This is a genomic window from Candidatus Spongiisocius sp. (assembly GCF_965221825.1).
Lineage (GTDB): Bacteria > Actinomycetota > Acidimicrobiia > Spongiisociales > Spongiisociaceae > Spongiisocius.
In genome coordinates this window covers 1118260-1134013 of sequence record NZ_OZ244917.1, presented here as the reverse complement: position 1 = coordinate 1134013, position 15754 = coordinate 1118260, and the positions used below count along the sequence as shown (strand labels likewise).

13 protein-coding genes are annotated in these 15754 nt (G+C 66.5%); 3 read left to right on the top strand and 10 right to left on the bottom strand.

Translation table 11 applies throughout. The annotated features are described in order from the left end of the window. Positions 1-49: 49 nt before the first annotated feature. The 5 genes from ACOQPD_RS05265 to ACOQPD_RS05245 are packed head-to-tail and all read right to left on the bottom strand — an operon-like array spanning position 50 to position 5824. Positions 50-1597 (bottom strand): ABC transporter substrate-binding protein, encoded by a 1548-nt coding sequence (locus tag ACOQPD_RS05265; RefSeq protein WP_420613860.1) that lies wholly within the window; start codon positions 1595-1597, stop codon positions 50-52. A gap of 30 nt (positions 1598-1627) precedes the next feature. Further along, the gene (locus tag ACOQPD_RS05260) at positions 1628-3046 is read right to left on the bottom strand and encodes a diaminopimelate decarboxylase family protein (RefSeq protein WP_420613859.1); all 1419 of its coding nucleotides are present in this window, start codon (positions 3044-3046) and stop codon (positions 1628-1630) included. Positions 3047-3073: 27 nt separating this feature from the next. Continuing rightward, positions 3074-4000 carry a TIGR03619 family F420-dependent LLM class oxidoreductase gene (locus ACOQPD_RS05255; protein WP_420613858.1) on the bottom strand — a complete coding sequence of 309 codons (927 nt, stop codon included), beginning with the start codon at positions 3998-4000 and terminating at the stop codon, positions 3074-3076. Between the two features lie 37 nt (positions 4001-4037). After that, on the bottom strand, positions 4038-4562 hold the full coding sequence (locus ACOQPD_RS05250) for a GNAT family N-acetyltransferase (protein WP_420613857.1): 525 nt from the start codon (positions 4560-4562) through the stop codon (positions 4038-4040). Between the two features lie 38 nt (positions 4563-4600). Further along, positions 4601-5824 carry an aminomethyltransferase family protein gene (locus ACOQPD_RS05245; RefSeq protein ID WP_420613856.1) on the bottom strand — a complete coding sequence of 408 codons (1224 nt, stop codon included), beginning with the start codon at positions 5822-5824 and terminating at the stop codon, positions 4601-4603. A gap of 498 nt (positions 5825-6322) precedes the next feature. Between ACOQPD_RS05245 and ACOQPD_RS05240 the strand changes: the two genes are divergently transcribed. The 3 genes from ACOQPD_RS05240 to ACOQPD_RS05230 all read left to right on the top strand — a co-directional run bounded on the left by ACOQPD_RS05240 (position 6323) and on the right by ACOQPD_RS05230 (position 8657). Beyond that, positions 6323-7192 carry an enoyl-CoA hydratase/isomerase family protein gene (locus ACOQPD_RS05240; RefSeq protein WP_420613855.1) on the top strand — a complete coding sequence of 290 codons (870 nt, stop codon included), beginning with the start codon at positions 6323-6325 and terminating at the stop codon, positions 7190-7192. 61 nt (positions 7193-7253) lie between these two features. Then, positions 7254-7691, top strand: a complete 438-nt coding sequence (locus tag ACOQPD_RS05235) for a VOC family protein (RefSeq protein ID WP_420613854.1) — start codon at positions 7254-7256, stop codon at positions 7689-7691. A 63-nt stretch (positions 7692-7754) separates the two neighbouring features. Continuing rightward, positions 7755-8657, top strand: coding sequence for an amidohydrolase family protein (locus ACOQPD_RS05230; protein ID WP_420613853.1), 903 nt, complete (start codon positions 7755-7757; stop codon positions 8655-8657). Positions 8658-9048: 391 nt separating this feature from the next. Here ACOQPD_RS05230 and ACOQPD_RS05225 read toward each other — a convergent pair whose 3' ends face one another. The 5 genes from ACOQPD_RS05225 to ACOQPD_RS05205 form a co-directional block, all read right to left on the bottom strand. Further along, on the bottom strand, positions 9049-10362 hold the full coding sequence (locus tag ACOQPD_RS05225; RefSeq protein WP_420613852.1) for a glycine/betaine/sarcosine/D-proline family reductase selenoprotein B: 1314 nt from the start codon (positions 10360-10362) through the stop codon (positions 9049-9051). Between the two features lie 10 nt (positions 10363-10372). Next, on the bottom strand, positions 10373-11707 hold the full coding sequence (locus tag ACOQPD_RS05220; protein WP_420613851.1) for a glycine/sarcosine/betaine reductase component B subunit: 1335 nt from the start codon (positions 11705-11707) through the stop codon (positions 10373-10375). 58 nt (positions 11708-11765) lie between these two features. Continuing rightward, positions 11766-12731, bottom strand: coding sequence for a 3-keto-5-aminohexanoate cleavage protein (locus tag ACOQPD_RS05215; RefSeq protein ID WP_420613850.1), 966 nt, complete (start codon positions 12729-12731; stop codon positions 11766-11768). Positions 12732-12879: 148 nt separating this feature from the next. Further along, positions 12880-14247, bottom strand: coding sequence for an amidohydrolase family protein (locus ACOQPD_RS05210; protein WP_420613849.1), 1368 nt, complete (start codon positions 14245-14247; stop codon positions 12880-12882). 155 nt (positions 14248-14402) lie between these two features. After that, positions 14403-15626 (bottom strand): ATP-binding protein, encoded by a 1224-nt coding sequence (locus tag ACOQPD_RS05205; protein ID WP_420613848.1) that lies wholly within the window; start codon positions 15624-15626, stop codon positions 14403-14405. Between the last annotated feature and the right edge of the window lie 128 nt (positions 15627-15754).

Genomic DNA, 15754 nt, shown 5'->3' with positions numbered 1-15754 from the left:
TGGACAGCGGTGATGTACTCGACCGTTGCCCCACCAGGGACTGGCTCGCTCAGCCAGCCCCGTTCTTGGTCCATTGCCACGATCCCGGAATCGTCCCCGGCAGCCACGACATGCCCAGCTCGGTGAAGTCTCCGCCGACGCCCTCGTTCAGCGCCAGGACCCGGTTCTCGTGCCACAGGGCCACCCACGGCAGATCGTGGGTCAGCACCTCGGCATAGCGGTGGTAGACGGCGGCCCGCTCCTCAGGATCGGCGGTCGTCCGGCCGAGTCGCAGTAGAGCGTCGGCTTCTGCGCTGACATAGCGCGCGCCGTTGGATCCCTTCGGCGGCATCGACGACGAGTGAAAGTAGATCGCGGTGAAGTCCGGGTCGGGGCCGGAAGCACCGCAGCAGGTGTACACGTCGAAACGGGAGTTCTCGTAGTCGTCGACGTACTCGATGATCGGCTTGATGTTGAGCACGAGGTCTATGCCGACGTCGGCGAGGTAACGCTGGACCTCTCCCAGGAACGGAGCATTGTGACGAGCCGGGATGGCGCCCGGGCCCGTGACCAGATCGACCTTGAAACCTTCGGCGAACCCGGCTTGGGCGAGCAGCGCCCTGGCACCCTCGGGGTCGTACGGGTACTGGGAGTCGAGGCGGTGGTTCACCGCCCACTCGGGCATGATGAGCGGCGAGCCGACCACCTCGCCCATTCCCCTGTAGACGTCGCTGACGATGGTCTCGCGGTCGATGGCGCGGACGACCGCCTCGCGCACCCTCCGGTCGCCCAGCGCCGGATGGCTGAAGTTGAAGATGATCGTCCGCCATTCGCACGTCCGGAACGCCTCGACTCTTGCACCGGGCCGCTCTCTCACCCGGTCGGCATCGAGCGCGTCGATGAACATGACGTCGATATCCCCGGCGGCGAACGCCACGAGCGCGGCCTCGTCGTCGAGCCTGCGAAGCACCACGCCGTCGAGGTTCGGGATCCCGCCCCAGTACGCCTCGTTGGCGACGAAGGCGGCGTCGCCCCCGGGCTCGTACGAGGAGATCCGGAAGGGCCCGGTTCCGACCGGTGATCGGAGGGACCACTCCGTGTCCTCGACCCGTTCGCCCTTCGCTACGCCCTCGAGGATGTGCTTCGGGACGATCGGGAAGGCCATCGTCGCGAGGAAGCCGAAGTGCGGTTCGGCGAGCTCCATCACCACCGTGTGGTCGTCTACGACGCTGATGCCCTCGACCGTGGCGGCGTCTCCCGCGGCGTACGCCTCGGCGCCCTTGATCGGGAGCGCCAGCGACTGGTAACGGCTGGTGGACCTGGGATCGACGAGCATCGTGTACGTGAAGGCGACGTCCTCCGCGCTGAAGGGTGCGCCGTCGTGCCAGGTCACATCACGGCGAAGGTGAAAGGTGTACCGGCGCCCGTCAGCCGAAACGTCCCAACTCTCGGCAAGCTGGGGACCGACCCGAGCTTCGCCGTCGAGGTTGACGAGCTGGTCGAAGATGAACCAGATGGGGAACCAGCTCGGCATCGACAGGTTGGAGAACGGGTTGAAGGACGGCGGACTACCGGGCCAGTGGAGAACCAACTCGGAGCTTGGGCCATTGGTGGGCATGGGCTCTCTCTTTCATCGCATGAAGGGCGGTCAGGTCCTGTTCAGCTCGGCGATCGCATCGGCGGGTGAGGTCGGCTGGGGCATCAGACGGGCGGGCAGGCGGAAGCGCCTCGTGACGTCCTGGAGCACCTCCCGCTCGGTGATAAGCTCGGTCCTCGAGCCCGAGACCAGCACCGTTGCCGGACGGGGCATCGCGTTGAACTGCAGGCTCTTGCTCTCGCAATAGGCGCCGGTGTCCAGGAAGGCCACGACGTCGCCACGCTCCACATGCGGGAGCTGGACGTTGAGGGCGAGGTTGCCGAACCAGCACAGCGGATCTCCCAGGTTGACCGTCTCGGTGGGCGTCTCGTTGACCCGATCCGTCACGACCGGGTGGTAGTAGAAGCCGCCCGACAGGATGTTGAGCAGGTGGTTCTCGCTGGCATCGAGCCCGATCCAGGTCTGGCCTACGTCCGAGAACGATTTCCTGATGCCGACCGTGGACAGGAGGATGCCGATGTCGGATGAGATCCCGCGTCCGGGCTCGATCATCAGCCGGGGCTCGCCGAGGCCGTGGGCGTCGAGCCCCTCTCGGAAGCGCGCCGTCATCACCTCGGCGAACTCCTCGGCGGTCGGCGAGCCCCGGTCGAATCCCATGGGCCCGTGACCTTCCGGCCTTCCCCACGCGAAGCCGCCGCCGAAATCGAAGTATTCCGGTACCCATCCGAGCCGGTCCTTGAGCGCTGCGGCGGCCTCCATCTGGTCCTTCACGACCGCCTCGTGGACCCTCAGGTCGGGCGCCCAGCGACCGGCGTGGTGGTGGAACCCGACGAGCTCGAGGTCGGGTTCCCGGAGGGCGTTCTCGCACACGGCCTCGAGATCGTCGAGGGCGATCCCGAACTTGTTGATCTCGCGGACTCCCGGCCCGATCTTGATCCCGGGCGGCCAGTCCGCCTCCACATCGTCGAGGTCGTGCAACAACAGCCTCGTCCGCATCCCGATGCGGGCTCTCATCCCGAGGTCGCGAGCCACCCGGATCACATCATCGAGCTCGTCTGGGGCATCGAGATGGATGGCGGCGCCGGCCTCGATGGCCATCCGGATCTCCTCATCCCGCTTGTTGAATCCGTTGAGAACGACTCGATCAGGATCGGTACCGGCGAGCATTGTCAGGTACAGCTCACCCGGACCGAACGCGTCTCCTCCGGCCCCGGCCAGGGTGAAGATGCGCCTCACGGTGAGGTTGTTGTTGGCTTTGGTGGCGAAGAGGATCTCGGACCGGGGATACCGCGACGCGAACGCATCGTGCCACTTCTTGACGTTGGCGTAGATCTGGTTCTCCGAGATGACGTAGAGCGGCGTTCCGAACCTCTCGGCGAGTTCGGTGGCGTCCACGTCCTCGACCTGGAGCCGGCCCGATGCGTTCACGCCGATGTTCTCGTTGAAGGCACGAACGAAATCCCGAGCCATGGGTCCTGTCCTCCTCACCGCGCCGGTTTACGAGCGTAGCCGAGCGCCTGGAAGGACGTCCCGGGCTATCAGATCGAGCTGGGCGAACAACTGTTCTCGGGTGTGGGCCACCACGTGGATGACGAAATGCGTCACGAACCCGGCGAGCCTCCGGAGCTCGGCAACGACTTCCTCCGGCGGTCCCGCCACCATCCGCGCTCCCAGCCAGGTCTCCTCGGGATCCGGCGGCGTGTCCGTGACGAAGACGGGGATCCCAAGCGCTATCTCGGGCTTCCCCCGGCGTCCCGCCGCCTGCCAACTCGTCTGCAAATGGTCGCCGAGCGTGACGAGCTCAGCCTCGCTGAGAACCGTCGTGGGGTGCCAGCCCTGTCCCAGTTCCACCGCCCGCCGGATGGCGCGGCGGCTGTTGCCGCCGATGAGGATGGGCGGATGAGGTTCTTGGACCGGTGTCGGCGCGAACCGGATATCCCCGAACCTTGCCGACTGGCCTTCGTCGCGGCGCGTCCACAGGCTGACGAAGGTGTCCAGCGCCTCATCCGTTGCCGCACCGCGGGATGCGTATTCGGCGCCGAGCGCGTCGAATTCCTCCTCGAGCCACCCCGACCCCACTCCGAGGATCAGCCGCCCGCCCGACAACGCATCGATGGTGGCGAGCATCTTGGCCGCGACGATGGGGTTGCGGTAGGGCACCACCATGACGCTCGTGCCCAGCCGGACCCGATGGGTGACCGCTGCCAGATGGGCGAGCACCACCAACTGCTCGTAGACGTCCTCGCCGAAGACGTAGACGCCTGAGGCCGGGATGACGATGTGGTCGATCGCCCAGATCGAGTCGAACCCCGCCTCGTCCGCCCGGCGGGCGACGGCGACTATGGATTCCGGTTGGGCGAGGGCCCCGCTGGAAGGCACGACAACCCCGAAACGAGGTTCCTGCGCCGCCGGTCGATCATCCATCGGATCGGACCTTACTTACGGGGACTACCAGACGCCGTTACCAGACGAAGCCGGGACGCCACTCGCAGCTGATCGGCTCATCGAGGTCGAGGGCGGGCGTGGCCGCGACGCGCCAGATATGGATGCACCCGTCGTCCGTTTCGGTCCGCCTCAGACCCGAATCCGTCCGCACGAAGGTGGGGCCCCGCCAGCGCTCCCAGCCCAGGTGCTCGTAGAAGGTGGGCAGCACGGAATGCAAGGCTCCGAGCTCGTACGTGTCGTCGATGTGACGCCGGGCCGCCGCGAGGACCCTCCGGGCCAGGCCCTTGCCCCGATTGCGATGCCGCGTGCCGACCGCCTCGACGTACCCGGTGTTGATCTCACGGTCGCGAACGGCAAGGAGGCGAGGAACGACCGAGGCGTGGGAGATCGGGACGCCGTCCTCTTCGACGAAGAAATGCACTCCTCCGATTGCCTGCCCCCAGAGGGCATCCGTGAACCTGCCCTCGAATGCCCCGTCGAGCAGGGCCCTGATCCGGGCGGCTTCCGAAGGGGTAAGTTCGGCGGTGCTTCTCGAGAGCACGACAGCATGTTCGCTGCTAGGTCCGGTCCTCCCGCGGTTCAAGCGCGCCGGTGGGGTCTGAACGGTAGGGGGACGACCTCGGCGGCGATCTCGACTGTCTGACCGGCGGCTGACCACAGCACGGATAGTTGTGCTCCCAGGTTGGCTGACGGCCTGTCGATGTGGCCGAGGCCGATCAGCATCCCGACCGACGGTCCCCAGGTGACGCTCGTGGCGTATCCGACCCGATTACCCGAGTCGATCACCGGCAATGGCATGTCGTGGACCCGGGGGAACATCTCCACGAATTCGCCCCGTTCGAGCTGATGCTCCAGCATCGCCCGCCAGTCGATACTGACCCCGACCATCCGCCGAGGGGCGCCCCCGGCGGCCTGCTCGTCCATCAGGGCCTGCCGCCCCACGAAGTCCGGCTTGTCGAAGTCGACGAAGCGACCCAATCGGAGCTCGAAAGGGGAGCACTCCCGCATCTGAGAGGGGTCGTCGACGGGCGGGGTCGGATCGGGACCGGCTCCCATGTAGTCGGCCCCGATGATCAGGAGGCCGGCTTCCACCCGGGCGATATCGATCGCGTACTCGCCGGCGGGGCGAAGGCCGAATTCCTCTCCTACGTCAATCAGGGCGTCCCACATCGGGCATGCGCCCTCCGGCGACACCCACAGCTCGTAGCCGACCTCGCCGGTGAAGCCCTGCCGGCTCACATCCACGCTCGCTCCGCCTATCTCGGTCTTCCTGATCCGGGAGAAGCCCAGAGAGGACCAGTCCTGGCCGGTCGCGCGCTCCAGGACCTCGGTCGACCTGGGTCCTTGAAGGGCGAGGATGCCGATCGACGGGCTGATGTCCTCGACCTCCACGTCGAGCCCGCCCGCGTTCATCGTGAACCACTGCTCCTGGGGCCCGGCCACGAACACGTACTCCTCCTCGCCGAAGCGGAAGACCAGGCCGTCGGCGACCATCCTGCCTTCCTCGTTGCACCACGGCGAGTAGAGGATCTGGCCCACGTCCTGCGCCATGGCGTTGCGGGGAAGGATCCGGTCCGCCAGCCGGGAGGCGTCGGGGCCGCGGATGCGGGTCTTTGAGAGGGGAGACATCTCGTTGAGGGTGGCGGCCGTCCGCATCGCCGCCAGTTCCTCCCGGAAGTCGGTATAGATGTCGGGCACGATGTAGGGCGGCCACGGGAACCACGAAGATGTCTCTACGGCTGCGGCCGTCCGCTTGTGAAACGGTGTCCCGACGAACCCCTCGACTCCCAGATCTTCCAACATACGGTCTGCTCCCCGGCGCGAACGCGGCGAGTGTACAGCCGGCCGGCCGCATTCCTAGTGCCCTGAAACCGGCCCGGTTGTCGATCAGGCGCCACGAGGTCAGCCGCCGCTGCGAAGAGGGTTCTCGCTTCCCACCGGCCACCGACCGACGCCGATCCGCGCAAGGGGGTTGAACATGTCACACCTCCGTTATAGGTTGTTGAATAACCGTAATTACCAGCGGCTCCGAGTCGACCGGGCCGTGTGAGGGATCAAATCGTTCGAGGCGCCCCATCCGGGCAGGGCGGCACGCGCCTCGGACCAAGGTGGTGGCGGCGGGGGAGGGCCCTGCGGGGTGGCCGGTCGGCGCGATTTTCGCGTTCTTCTGGCGGCTCGGGCACCAACCGGGCCGCTGATAGGGTGAGGAACGTCGATTTAACCGGCTGTCCTGCGTGTCGGCGGGCTGCGTCATCTGCCCCGCTGACATGTCGCACATCGTGGTCAGGCGGGGTCTCGTGGATGGAAGGCGCCGAGTTGGATTACGAGTTCGTCAGGTTCAGCCGGGGCGGTGCGGTGGCCACCGTCACGCTTGACCGTCCGGAGGCGATGAACGCGCTATCGCACGGGCTCGAACGGGAGCTCCACCAGGCGCTCGACGAGGCCGATGCCGATCCGGCCATCAGGGCGATCGTGCTGACCGGAGCAGGACGGGCGTTCTCCGCGGGCTACGACTTCGACGAGGAAGTCCCAGGTGACGATGCCACCACCGCCGCCACGCTGCGCCAGTGGCTCGACACCAGTCAGAGGAGCGTGGAGGGCTTCACGCATGTCATGGAGCTCTCGACCCCGGTCATCGCCGCGGTCAACGGATGGTGCCTCGGCGGAGGGTTCTGGTACGCGTTGTGCTCGGACATCACGATTGCCTCCGAGGACGCGACCTTCGGCCAGCCGGAGGTCCGAGGGATATCGAGTTCGTCCATCCTGTTCGCCCTGCTGGCCGGGTGGAAGAACGCCCACCGCTACACGCTCACCGGCGACCACTTCGACGCCGCGGAGGCACTGCGGATGGGGATTGTGAACGAGGTGGTGCCGGCCGACGAGTTGCTGGAGCGGGCCCACGCCCTGGCGACGAGGATCGCCATGGTGCCGGCCGACTCGGTGCGGCTAAACAAGGCGATCACCACCTATGGCCTGGAGGCGATGGGACTGCGGAATGCCCACAACGTGATGGCGTTCCTCGCGACCATGGCTCACGCTTCCGGCGATTCGTCCGAGGTCTGGCACCTCCACGAGGCATATCGCCGGGGAGGGATCAGGGCGTTTCTCGAAGCTCGCGACGGCCCGTTCCAACCCGAACCCGGCGGACCTAGGTCTCGAACGGACGAGTGATCCGGTCACCCTGCCACCCTCGGTCTAGCATGCGGGCGTTACCACGATCAAAGGGCGCGCAGTGATCACCAGTCTCAACCACTCGGGAATCGTGGTACGAGATCTAGACGAGATGCTGCGGTTCTACACGGAGGATCTCGGCCTGACCGTCCTCGAACGCTACGAGATGGAGGCGGGACCCGAAGGTGATCACGCCGGAATACCGGGAGCGCGCCGGGTCGAGACATTTCTCGGTCTCGGGGATGACGGCCACATGCTCGAACTCATCCAGTACCTCGAACCCGTATCGACCGACGGCCATGTCGGGCTGAACAAACTCGGCGCGACCCACGTCTGCTTCCTGGTGGACGATCTTGTCAAGGCTCACGAGGATCTGGCCGGCAAGGGGGTTTCCTTTGTCACGGATCCGATCTTTGCCAAGACCCCGGAGGGTGACGATTGGGGCGTGGTCTACTTCCAGGATCCGGAGGGCAACTGGCTCGAGTTCATCCAGGTCTAGGCCCGTCTAGAAATGCTGGAGCGGTACATGATCGAAGACCGGTCAGGAACGGGAGAGGGATAGATGGTCACGGTTGATTGCCATCTTCATCTGACCGAGACGCCCAGCCAGGTCCCCGACTGGTGGATGACCGAGATATACCGCCCTTACGGGGGCGTCTTCGGGTCGACCGACGGGGCCTGGATGGTCGACCTGCTGGACCGCTCCGGTGTCGACGTGGGTCTGGTGCAGGGCGCCGATCTCCGCCGCACGACGTGGCACCCGGACTTCCCGGAGGAGCACGAGGTGTTCGTCCCCAACGACTACACGGCCGAGCAGGTCGCGATGTTCCCGGATCGGCTCAAAGGCGTCGTCTGCGTCGACCCGATCCGCGATGTCGCGGCGGCGCTGGAGGAGATCGACCGGTGTGTCCTGGAACTGGACTTCCGCGCCGTCAAGCTGGTGGCGTCCTACCAGCACTACTCGCCCAACGATCGCCGGCTCGACCCCATCTACGAGCGGTTGATCGAACTCGATGTCCCGGTACACATCTTTACGGGCTGGACCCCGACCATCACCGCCAAGCTGGTACACGCCGATCCGGTGCTCATCGACGAGGTCGGTCGCCGCTTCCGAGATCTGAAACTGATCGTGGCGCTCGGGGTCCCGTGGATCGACCAGTGCATCCTCATGGTCGCGAAACACCCCAACTTCTACGCCGACATGTACCACTACTCGGAAATGGGGCCGGAGCCCCTCTACGGGGCGCTGGAGATGTTCCGGTCGCTGTCAGCTCTCGACCGCGTGCTGTACGGGTCCAACAACAGCGACAAGGTACGCACGGGTCGGGAGGAGTCAACCGTCCCGGACGTGTACCGGAGCGTCAACGAGGTGGCCGCCCGGCGGGGTGCCCCTCCGTTCTCGGACGAGGAGATGGAAGCGATCCTCGGCGGTTCTGCCGCGAGCATCTACAAGATCGGTGTCTAGTGCCCTGTGCGGGAAAAGAACGCGAAAATCGCGGCAACCGGACACCCCGCTGGGCCCGCCCCCTGCCGCCACCACCTTGGTCCGAGGCGCGTTCCGCCCTGCCCGGATCGGGGCCTCGGACGATTTGATCCCTGACACGGCCCGGTCGACTCGGAGCCGCTGGTAATTACGGTTATCAAACAACCTATAACGGGGGTGTGACATGTTCAACCCTCTTGTGGCCGGATAACCGGCCCCGGCTCTATGTCAAGATCGATCCGGACCGGTCGATGCGCCGTTCGCCTGGCCACAAACCGGACGAACCAAGAATTCGGGACACGAGCCGCGGGACGCGACGGTCTGATGTCCGGACCGCCCTGAAAGCAAGGTTGCGGTTCGTGCCCGGCGCGACCTAGGACACTGCCTGGACGTCGAAGACCGTGGGCTCCGAGACCTCGGCCTCGAGTGCCGAGATGGCGGTCTCAACGACTCGGCGGCGATACTCCATCTCGTCGGCCACGTCGAGTTCGGGGTCCCCGAAGGGATGGGTGACGGCCTTGCCCTGGACGATCCGGAGAACGCCCACGGACTCGGCCAGCGGAACCAATGCCGTGACCAGCGCCGCCGGAATACCCTGGTTCTCGATCGACTTGGCGAGCGTAGACCCGCTACGCGTTCCCGTCCCTCAGGTCGATCCTACGATCGCGGCCTGAACCCCGTCGGCGATCAGGGCTCGTCCCATCTCGGCGCCGATGCGGGACATGTCGCGCAGGGTGCCCATATTGCCCGTCGTGCTCAGCAGGTCGGCGTGGAGGCTCAGCCGGCCCTCCTGCTCCATGGACCGGGCGGCGTCGAGCGGCACCTGGCGGTCGGGGTCCTGGTTGGCGAAGCTGGTGTCGATGCCACCATGCACCGACTCGAACTCGCCCTCGGCGAAGCCTTCGCGGTCCTGGATCGGGTATGTCATCCAGTCGGTCGCCCATCCAGATGGCAGCCGGTCGGGGTTGCCCGCCGGGACCATCCCCGCCTCGGTCACCAGCGCCAACCGGAAGGAGGCACCGCTAGCGATCGGCTCGGAGGCCTCAGCGGGCTCGTAGCTGGGGAGCGGCCACTCCGTTGCGAAGGACCCTCCGCGCATCTTCGCCAGCAGCATGTCGATCGCCCGGGTGGAACCGCGCAGGTCCTCGAACGTGTTGCGACGGAGCCCTTTGGTAAGGGTGCCTTCCGCCGCGGCGTCGCCAAGTGTCTCACCCCGACCCAGTTTGGACGCCAGATGCGCGAGGCGTCCGAGTGCGGCAGTCATCCCGGCGGCAGTCTCGGCGGTGGCGAGGATCGGGACCCATGCCCGGTACTCGGCGGCGCCCGGGCTGTCCGGATGGAGTCCGGTGAGCGCCGGTACGCCGAGTTGCTCGGTCACCGCCTTGCAAACGGCGCCGCAGGCCAGGCCGTACCGCCCGGATCCGAAGGCCGGTCCGGCCACAACGACATCGGGATCGAACCGGGAGATCAACCCGATCACCTCGTCCACCGCGCCGCTACCGCCCTGCGCCATGTGGTTGTCACCGCCGATGACCGTCCCCACGATCCGGTCATCGCCTTCCAGGAAGCGGGTCAGCCCCCGACCGCTTCCCACCGGACCCGATTCGGCGACCGGGGCCATGCCTGCCTGGTCCTCGCCGCCCAGTCCTCCGAAGAACTGGTTGAGATAGTGGACGATTCTCGCCATCGGTTGCCTCTCAGTACTCCTCGCCGCGTATACGTGTTCCGCCGAACTGATGGGTGCTGGCCATCACGATCGCCAGCGGGGCCTCGAACGCACCGGAAGGGTCGCTTTCGATCCGGATCAGTTCGTCGCCGCCGATGACCCGCTCCACGGGCTCGAATAGGACGGTCTTCTCGTAGTTCCCGGTGCTCACGATGGCGTCGGCCTCCTTGACGAAGTGGACGAAGCCGGACTCGCCCGGGTTGGCCGCCATCTCCATCGACAGCATCGTCGTGGTCACTCCCCGCCGCTCCAGATTCCTGCATATCATCATGGCGTCGACGGCGGGATGGCCGCCGCCGGCGTAGTTGATCAACGCCCCTTCGGCGCCCATCATGATCGCCAGGTTGGCCGCGTGGTTGGCGAGGCGCTCCTTGGCGGCGCGGGTGTCGCCGTTGGTGAAGAGGACCACCCCTCGGAAATCGATGTCCTGGCCGTGGCGTGCGTAGAGGTCCTCGATGATGGCGTGATTCTGCACCGTGTAGGTGAGCTCCCGCATGCACGCGATGGCGTTCCAGCCGCACACCAGCGCCCCGTCGAGCAGCTCGTTCGGGTGGATCGGCGTGGGCAGGTGGGCGGCGCCGCCGATCGCCCCGGCGCCGGGAGCGATCTCGCCATGCAGGAACGGGATGGCCAGCTGGTACAGGTAGACGACCGCCGGTAGCCCGTTGACCGGCGAGGGGGCCAGGTCGTAGGTGTCCACCCGGTCGGGTTCCTGCCCGAGCGTTGTCTCCGCCAGGTACCGGGCCGCTTTGAGGCCTGCCAGCCGGACCGCCTTGTTGTACTCCACCGCCTCGGGCGTTCCCTCGAAGACGTTGGTGGGGCGGTCCTCACTCTCCAGCAGTTCCGTGGTCGGTTCGCAGGAGACCACCACGTTGATCAGGTCAGAGAGGGGCGAGTACGCGGCCGTGGGTCCGGCCATGTCGAAGACGGCCTCCCGCCAGTAGCGCGGTTCGCCCGGCACCGGAAGGGCGGTCTCCACCACCGCCACCCCTTTCAGGGCGTGGGTGGTTCCCGTGCCTACCAGCTTGGGCACGGTCAGGAGTCCAGAGAAGTCCGCGCCGGGAGGGTCCACCTTGGTCCGCGGCTCCACCGCGTCGATCGCGTTTATCACCCTGACCGATTCCCCCGGCCTGATGATCTCCACCGAGACGGCGGCCAGATCGGGATCCGCGGACAGCAGTTCCTCCAACTCCCCGATGTTGATAGTCAGGATGCCGTCGGTGAGTGCGGTCTCGGTGCCGGCCCGGACATCGGACACGTCGAAGGCGCCGATGTCCAGGATCTGGCGGCGCGGGCCGGCGTTCATGCCTGGATCCACGTGCACCCCGCGGCTGGGTCGGAACGGTCCTGTCGGCCTCCGCGCATCATCCGACCTGGGGGAGGCCCAGCATCTGGCGGGCCTGGGCGGGGGTGGCGATCTCGCGGTTCATCTCCTCGGCGATCCTGCGGATTCGGCTCACCAGTTGGGCGTTGCCTGTGGCCTTCTCGCCGCGCCGGTAGTAGATGTTGTCCTCCAATCCCACCCGCACATGGCCTCCGAGCAGGATTCCCAGGACGTTCATCGGGATCTGGAACGGTCCCGTGCCGATCACCGAGTACAGCGCGCCCTCCGGGAGTTCGTTGATGAGCGACATGAGGTTGGCGGGGGTCGGGAACGAGGCGGTCTGCGCTCCGAGGACGAACTGCACCATGTATGGAGGTGTCACGTTCTCGTTGTAGATGAGGTCGCGAAGCACCCAGTACTGGCCGGGGTCGTAGATCTCCAACTCCGGCTTCATCCCGCGCTCGGCGATCACGGACGCGTAGTGGTTCAGCTCGCCGTAGGTCGTGCCGCTGCACATGTCGTATTCGACCGGACCGCGGGGATGGGGAAGGTGGGAAGGCCGCTCGGGCATGGTGAATTTCGACACGAACGGACCGAGGTTGAGGGTGGCCACGTCCGGTGCCGGGTCGGCGTAGAGCGGCGAGTACCGCTGCTCCGTGGTCAGGGTGGGCCCGCCGCCGGTGCTGTTGTTGATGATGACGTCCGGGCACGCTTCCCGGATCATCCGGTTCACCTTCCCGTAGTCGTCGGGGTTGCCGGTGCACTGGCTCCAGTCGTTGGGATCCCGGGCGTGCACGTGGATCTGCGAGGCGCCGGCCTCGTATGCCTTCCGGGCTTCCTCGGCCTGCTCCTCCGGGGTCTCGGGAAGCGCGGGAATCGACTCCTTGCCATGGCCGCCGCCGCTTATGGCCGCGGTGATGATCAGGGGCGGCATCGCACTCCTGGCGGTCTTACCCATCCAGAGGTACGGGTCGCGAAAGTCCCAAGTCGCTTCGATTTCGCCCATCGATGTTCCTTTCGAGACGGTTATGACTCCCCGGACGGCGCCCCGTCCTGGTACCGAGGAATCACCTTACGAGGCCCGAACCATAGAGAACCTAGCCGCTCCCGCCGATCAGGCGTAGCCTGGCCTCCCGCAGTACCGGATCGGGGGCTCAGGCCCCGTCCGCAGCGGTTCGCCACGGTTCCAGCAGGGGAGTGAGCCCGGCTCGGGCAACGAGGTCCGCGGCCCGACCGTTCGCTTCCTCGACGACGGCCGCTTCATCCACCATCGTGCACCTGCCGTTCTCGAAGATGACGTCGCCCCCGACGATCGTATGGGTCACATCGGAGGGGCCGGTGGAGTAGACGACCGACGCCACCGTGCGGTGGAGCGGAGCGTGGTGGGGAGCGGACTGATCGACGATCACCAGGTCCGCCAGCTTTCCCGGTGCGATGACACCGGCTTCGATCCCCATGTACTCGGCGCCGGCGCGGGTAGCCAGCTCGATGGCCTCCTCGCCGTTCGACTCGGTGGGGTTCTGGCTATGGACACGCTGGAGGAGGACGGCCTGCTTCATGCAGGAGAACATGTCCAGCCGGTGCCCGCTGCCTCCGTCCAGACCGAGTGCGACGGCGGCGCCGGCGTCGCGCAGGTCGCGGAGGCGCATCACCCCCAGGGCTATGTACTGATGGGAGATGGGACAGTAGGCGACACCGGTCCGGGAGTCTCCGACCAGCTCGACCTCCTGGTCGTCGAGGAAGATTCCGTGGGCCAGGGTGGCGCCCCGGCCCAGGAGGTCTTGCTCAGCCAGCCACACCACCGGCCTGCGGTCGTATTCCTCGAGATAGAAGACCGGGTCGTTGGCGGCCTCCGAGCAGTGCGAGTGCCAGCCGACGCCCTTCTCGTGCGCCAGGCCGACTGCATTGACCACGAGCTCCTGGTCGACGTAGATGATGTTGAGGGGCGCCGGCCAGACACCCACCCGGGCGTCGGGCGGGCGGGCCTCGATACAGGCCCGGGTGATGTCGATCTCCTCCTGGTTGGAGTAGCGGAACAGCTCGCCCGCCAGGCCGTGCTTGGCCGCCATCGGGGTCAGCTCGCCGGTCATGCCCCTGGCAACCGCGCCTCGTAGCCCGACCGCGGCGATGGCGTCCGCGACGGCGAGGGTGGATGCGAAGTCGGTGGGGGCGTAGTGGTTGTCGAGCACGGTGGTCACCCCGGAGCGAGCGGCCTCCACCGCTCCGATCTGAGCGCCGATCCTGGCCTCCTCGATGGTGATGGCGGTGGTGACCGGCCACATGAAGTCCGACAGCCAGGGCCACAGTTCCAGGCCTTCTCCGAGGCCTCTCATCAGGTACTGGAAGAGGTGCTGGTGGGTGTCCACGAGCCCGGGCAGGACCGCACCGCCGGTGGCGTCGATTACCCGGTTCGCCCGGTAGTGAGCCAGGTCGCGAGCGGGGCCGACCGCGACGATCCGGTCCCCGGTTATGGCGATCGCGCCCGGATCGATGACCCGGCGTTGATCGTCCACCGTGACCACCGTCCCTCCGGTGACCAGCAGATCGCAAGTCGGTGTATCAGATGTGACGAGAGTCTCCCGTGACTCGAGGTCGGCTCGGACGAGCCTCTTCGCGGAGTCGAGGTTAGTGGTGTCCCCCGGTGGGGGGCCTGTCGCCCGTAAGGGATGCGCTCCGGTCAACTCCAGATGGCGCTGATCGGGATGGCCCGGATGCGGTCGGTGAGCTTGAAGGCCGCCGGGCCGGTGTGCAGGAGTACCCCGGTCAGGAACCGGTCGCCCATCTGGTCGTGAAGCCAGGCGAGGTTCCGGGCGTGTCTGGGAGACGGTGCGCTATGGGCCTTGACCTCGATCGCGACGAGACCACGCATACCCAGGTCGGCGATGAGGTCCACCTCGTGGCGACCCTCTCGATCTCTGAGGTGGTGAAGGCGAGGACGATTCGGGTCGACAGCAACTTCAGCCCGGAGCTGATTGGCGACGAAAGTCTCGATGAGGCGGCCCAGCAGGTCACCGTCGCTCATAACCAGAGCAGCATCCGCGCCGACTGCCGCTCCCCATAGACCCGTGTCGGCGATGTAACGCTTCGGCCCTCTTGACAAACGCTTTAGACGATTGCTGCTCCATGCGGGAAGCTCAGCGATCGCGCCCAAGTCGTTTAGCAGCTTGGTGTATGCGTGCGCGGTGCGCCGGTCGATCCCGGCGGCCTGGTAGAGGGTCGTGTCGGCGGCGACGCCGGCCGAGTTCAGGGCGTAGACGCTGAAGAAGGCCCTGAGCCGCGATCTGTCGAGCGGACGGCCACGTCCCGGTGAACCGTGGGTGAGTTGATCCACGTAGTCGGACAGCCACTGATTCCGGATGCGGTCCGGTAGCTGTACGGCCGGCTCGGGAAAGCCGCCGCGCAGCGCCATCTCGGCGTATCCGCGCAGATCGGGCGTGTCCCCAGGATCCTCCGGGGCTTCAGCGGCAAGGAGCCGATCGAGGAAAGGACGGCCTCGACGCGAGAGTTGCTCGCGGACAGTCAACGGATGCATCGGCACCCTGATGAGCCGACCCGTACCCGGCCATAGCGCCGGATCAACGTCGGCGTGAACCGAGCCGGTCAAGATGAACCGTCCGGGGCGTCGTTCGGTGTCTACTGCCCGCTTGAGAGCGCCAAGCACTTCCGGGCACTCCTGCCACTCATCCAAGAGCACTGGCTCGGGTCGGTCTCTCAAGGCAGCGTCCGGGTCTGCCCTGAACGGCGCCGCTTCCCGCTCGTTGTCAAGCCTCACGACACTCGCCGCGTGCCGGAGGGCGGTGGTCGTCTTGCCGGCCGCCCTTGCCCCGGTGATCATCACCGCAGGCGCCGAGGCGAGTATCTCAGTGATCCAGGGGTCCACGAGGCGTGTCAGGTATCGCACAGCCCTGATATACTACCACTTTTGCGCACGAATTAATGTCGCTTTTGCGCAGTATTTAATGCCGCTTCTGCGCACTATTTGGAGTGTCGGTGTTGGCGCCGCCGCTCGGCTGATGCTCACGTCCGGTG

Bases quoted from the DNA above. Each gene is read 5' to 3' on its own strand.
- ACOQPD_RS05265 (WP_420613860.1), bottom strand. From the start codon at position 1,597: ATGCCCACCAATGGCCCAAGCTCCGAGTTGGTTCTCCACTGGCCCGGT.
- ACOQPD_RS05260 (WP_420613859.1), bottom strand. From the start codon at position 3,046: ATGGCTCGGGATTTCGTTCGTGCCTTCAACGAGAACATCGGCGTGAAC.
- ACOQPD_RS05255 (WP_420613858.1), bottom strand. From the start codon at position 4,000: ATGGATGATCGACCGGCGGCGCAGGAACCTCGTTTCGGGGTTGTCGTG.
- ACOQPD_RS05245 (WP_420613856.1), bottom strand. From the start codon at position 5,824: ATGTTGGAAGATCTGGGAGTCGAGGGGTTCGTCGGGACACCGTTTCAC.
- ACOQPD_RS05240 (WP_420613855.1), top strand. From the start codon at position 6,323: ATGGAAGGCGCCGAGTTGGATTACGAGTTCGTCAGGTTCAGCCGGGGC.
- ACOQPD_RS05230 (WP_420613853.1), top strand. From the start codon at position 7,755: ATGGTCACGGTTGATTGCCATCTTCATCTGACCGAGACGCCCAGCCAG.
- ACOQPD_RS05220 (WP_420613851.1), bottom strand. From the start codon at position 11,707: ATGAACGCCGGCCCGCGCCGCCAGATCCTGGACATCGGCGCCTTCGAC.
- ACOQPD_RS05215 (WP_420613850.1), bottom strand. From the start codon at position 12,731: ATGGGCGAAATCGAAGCGACTTGGGACTTTCGCGACCCGTACCTCTGG.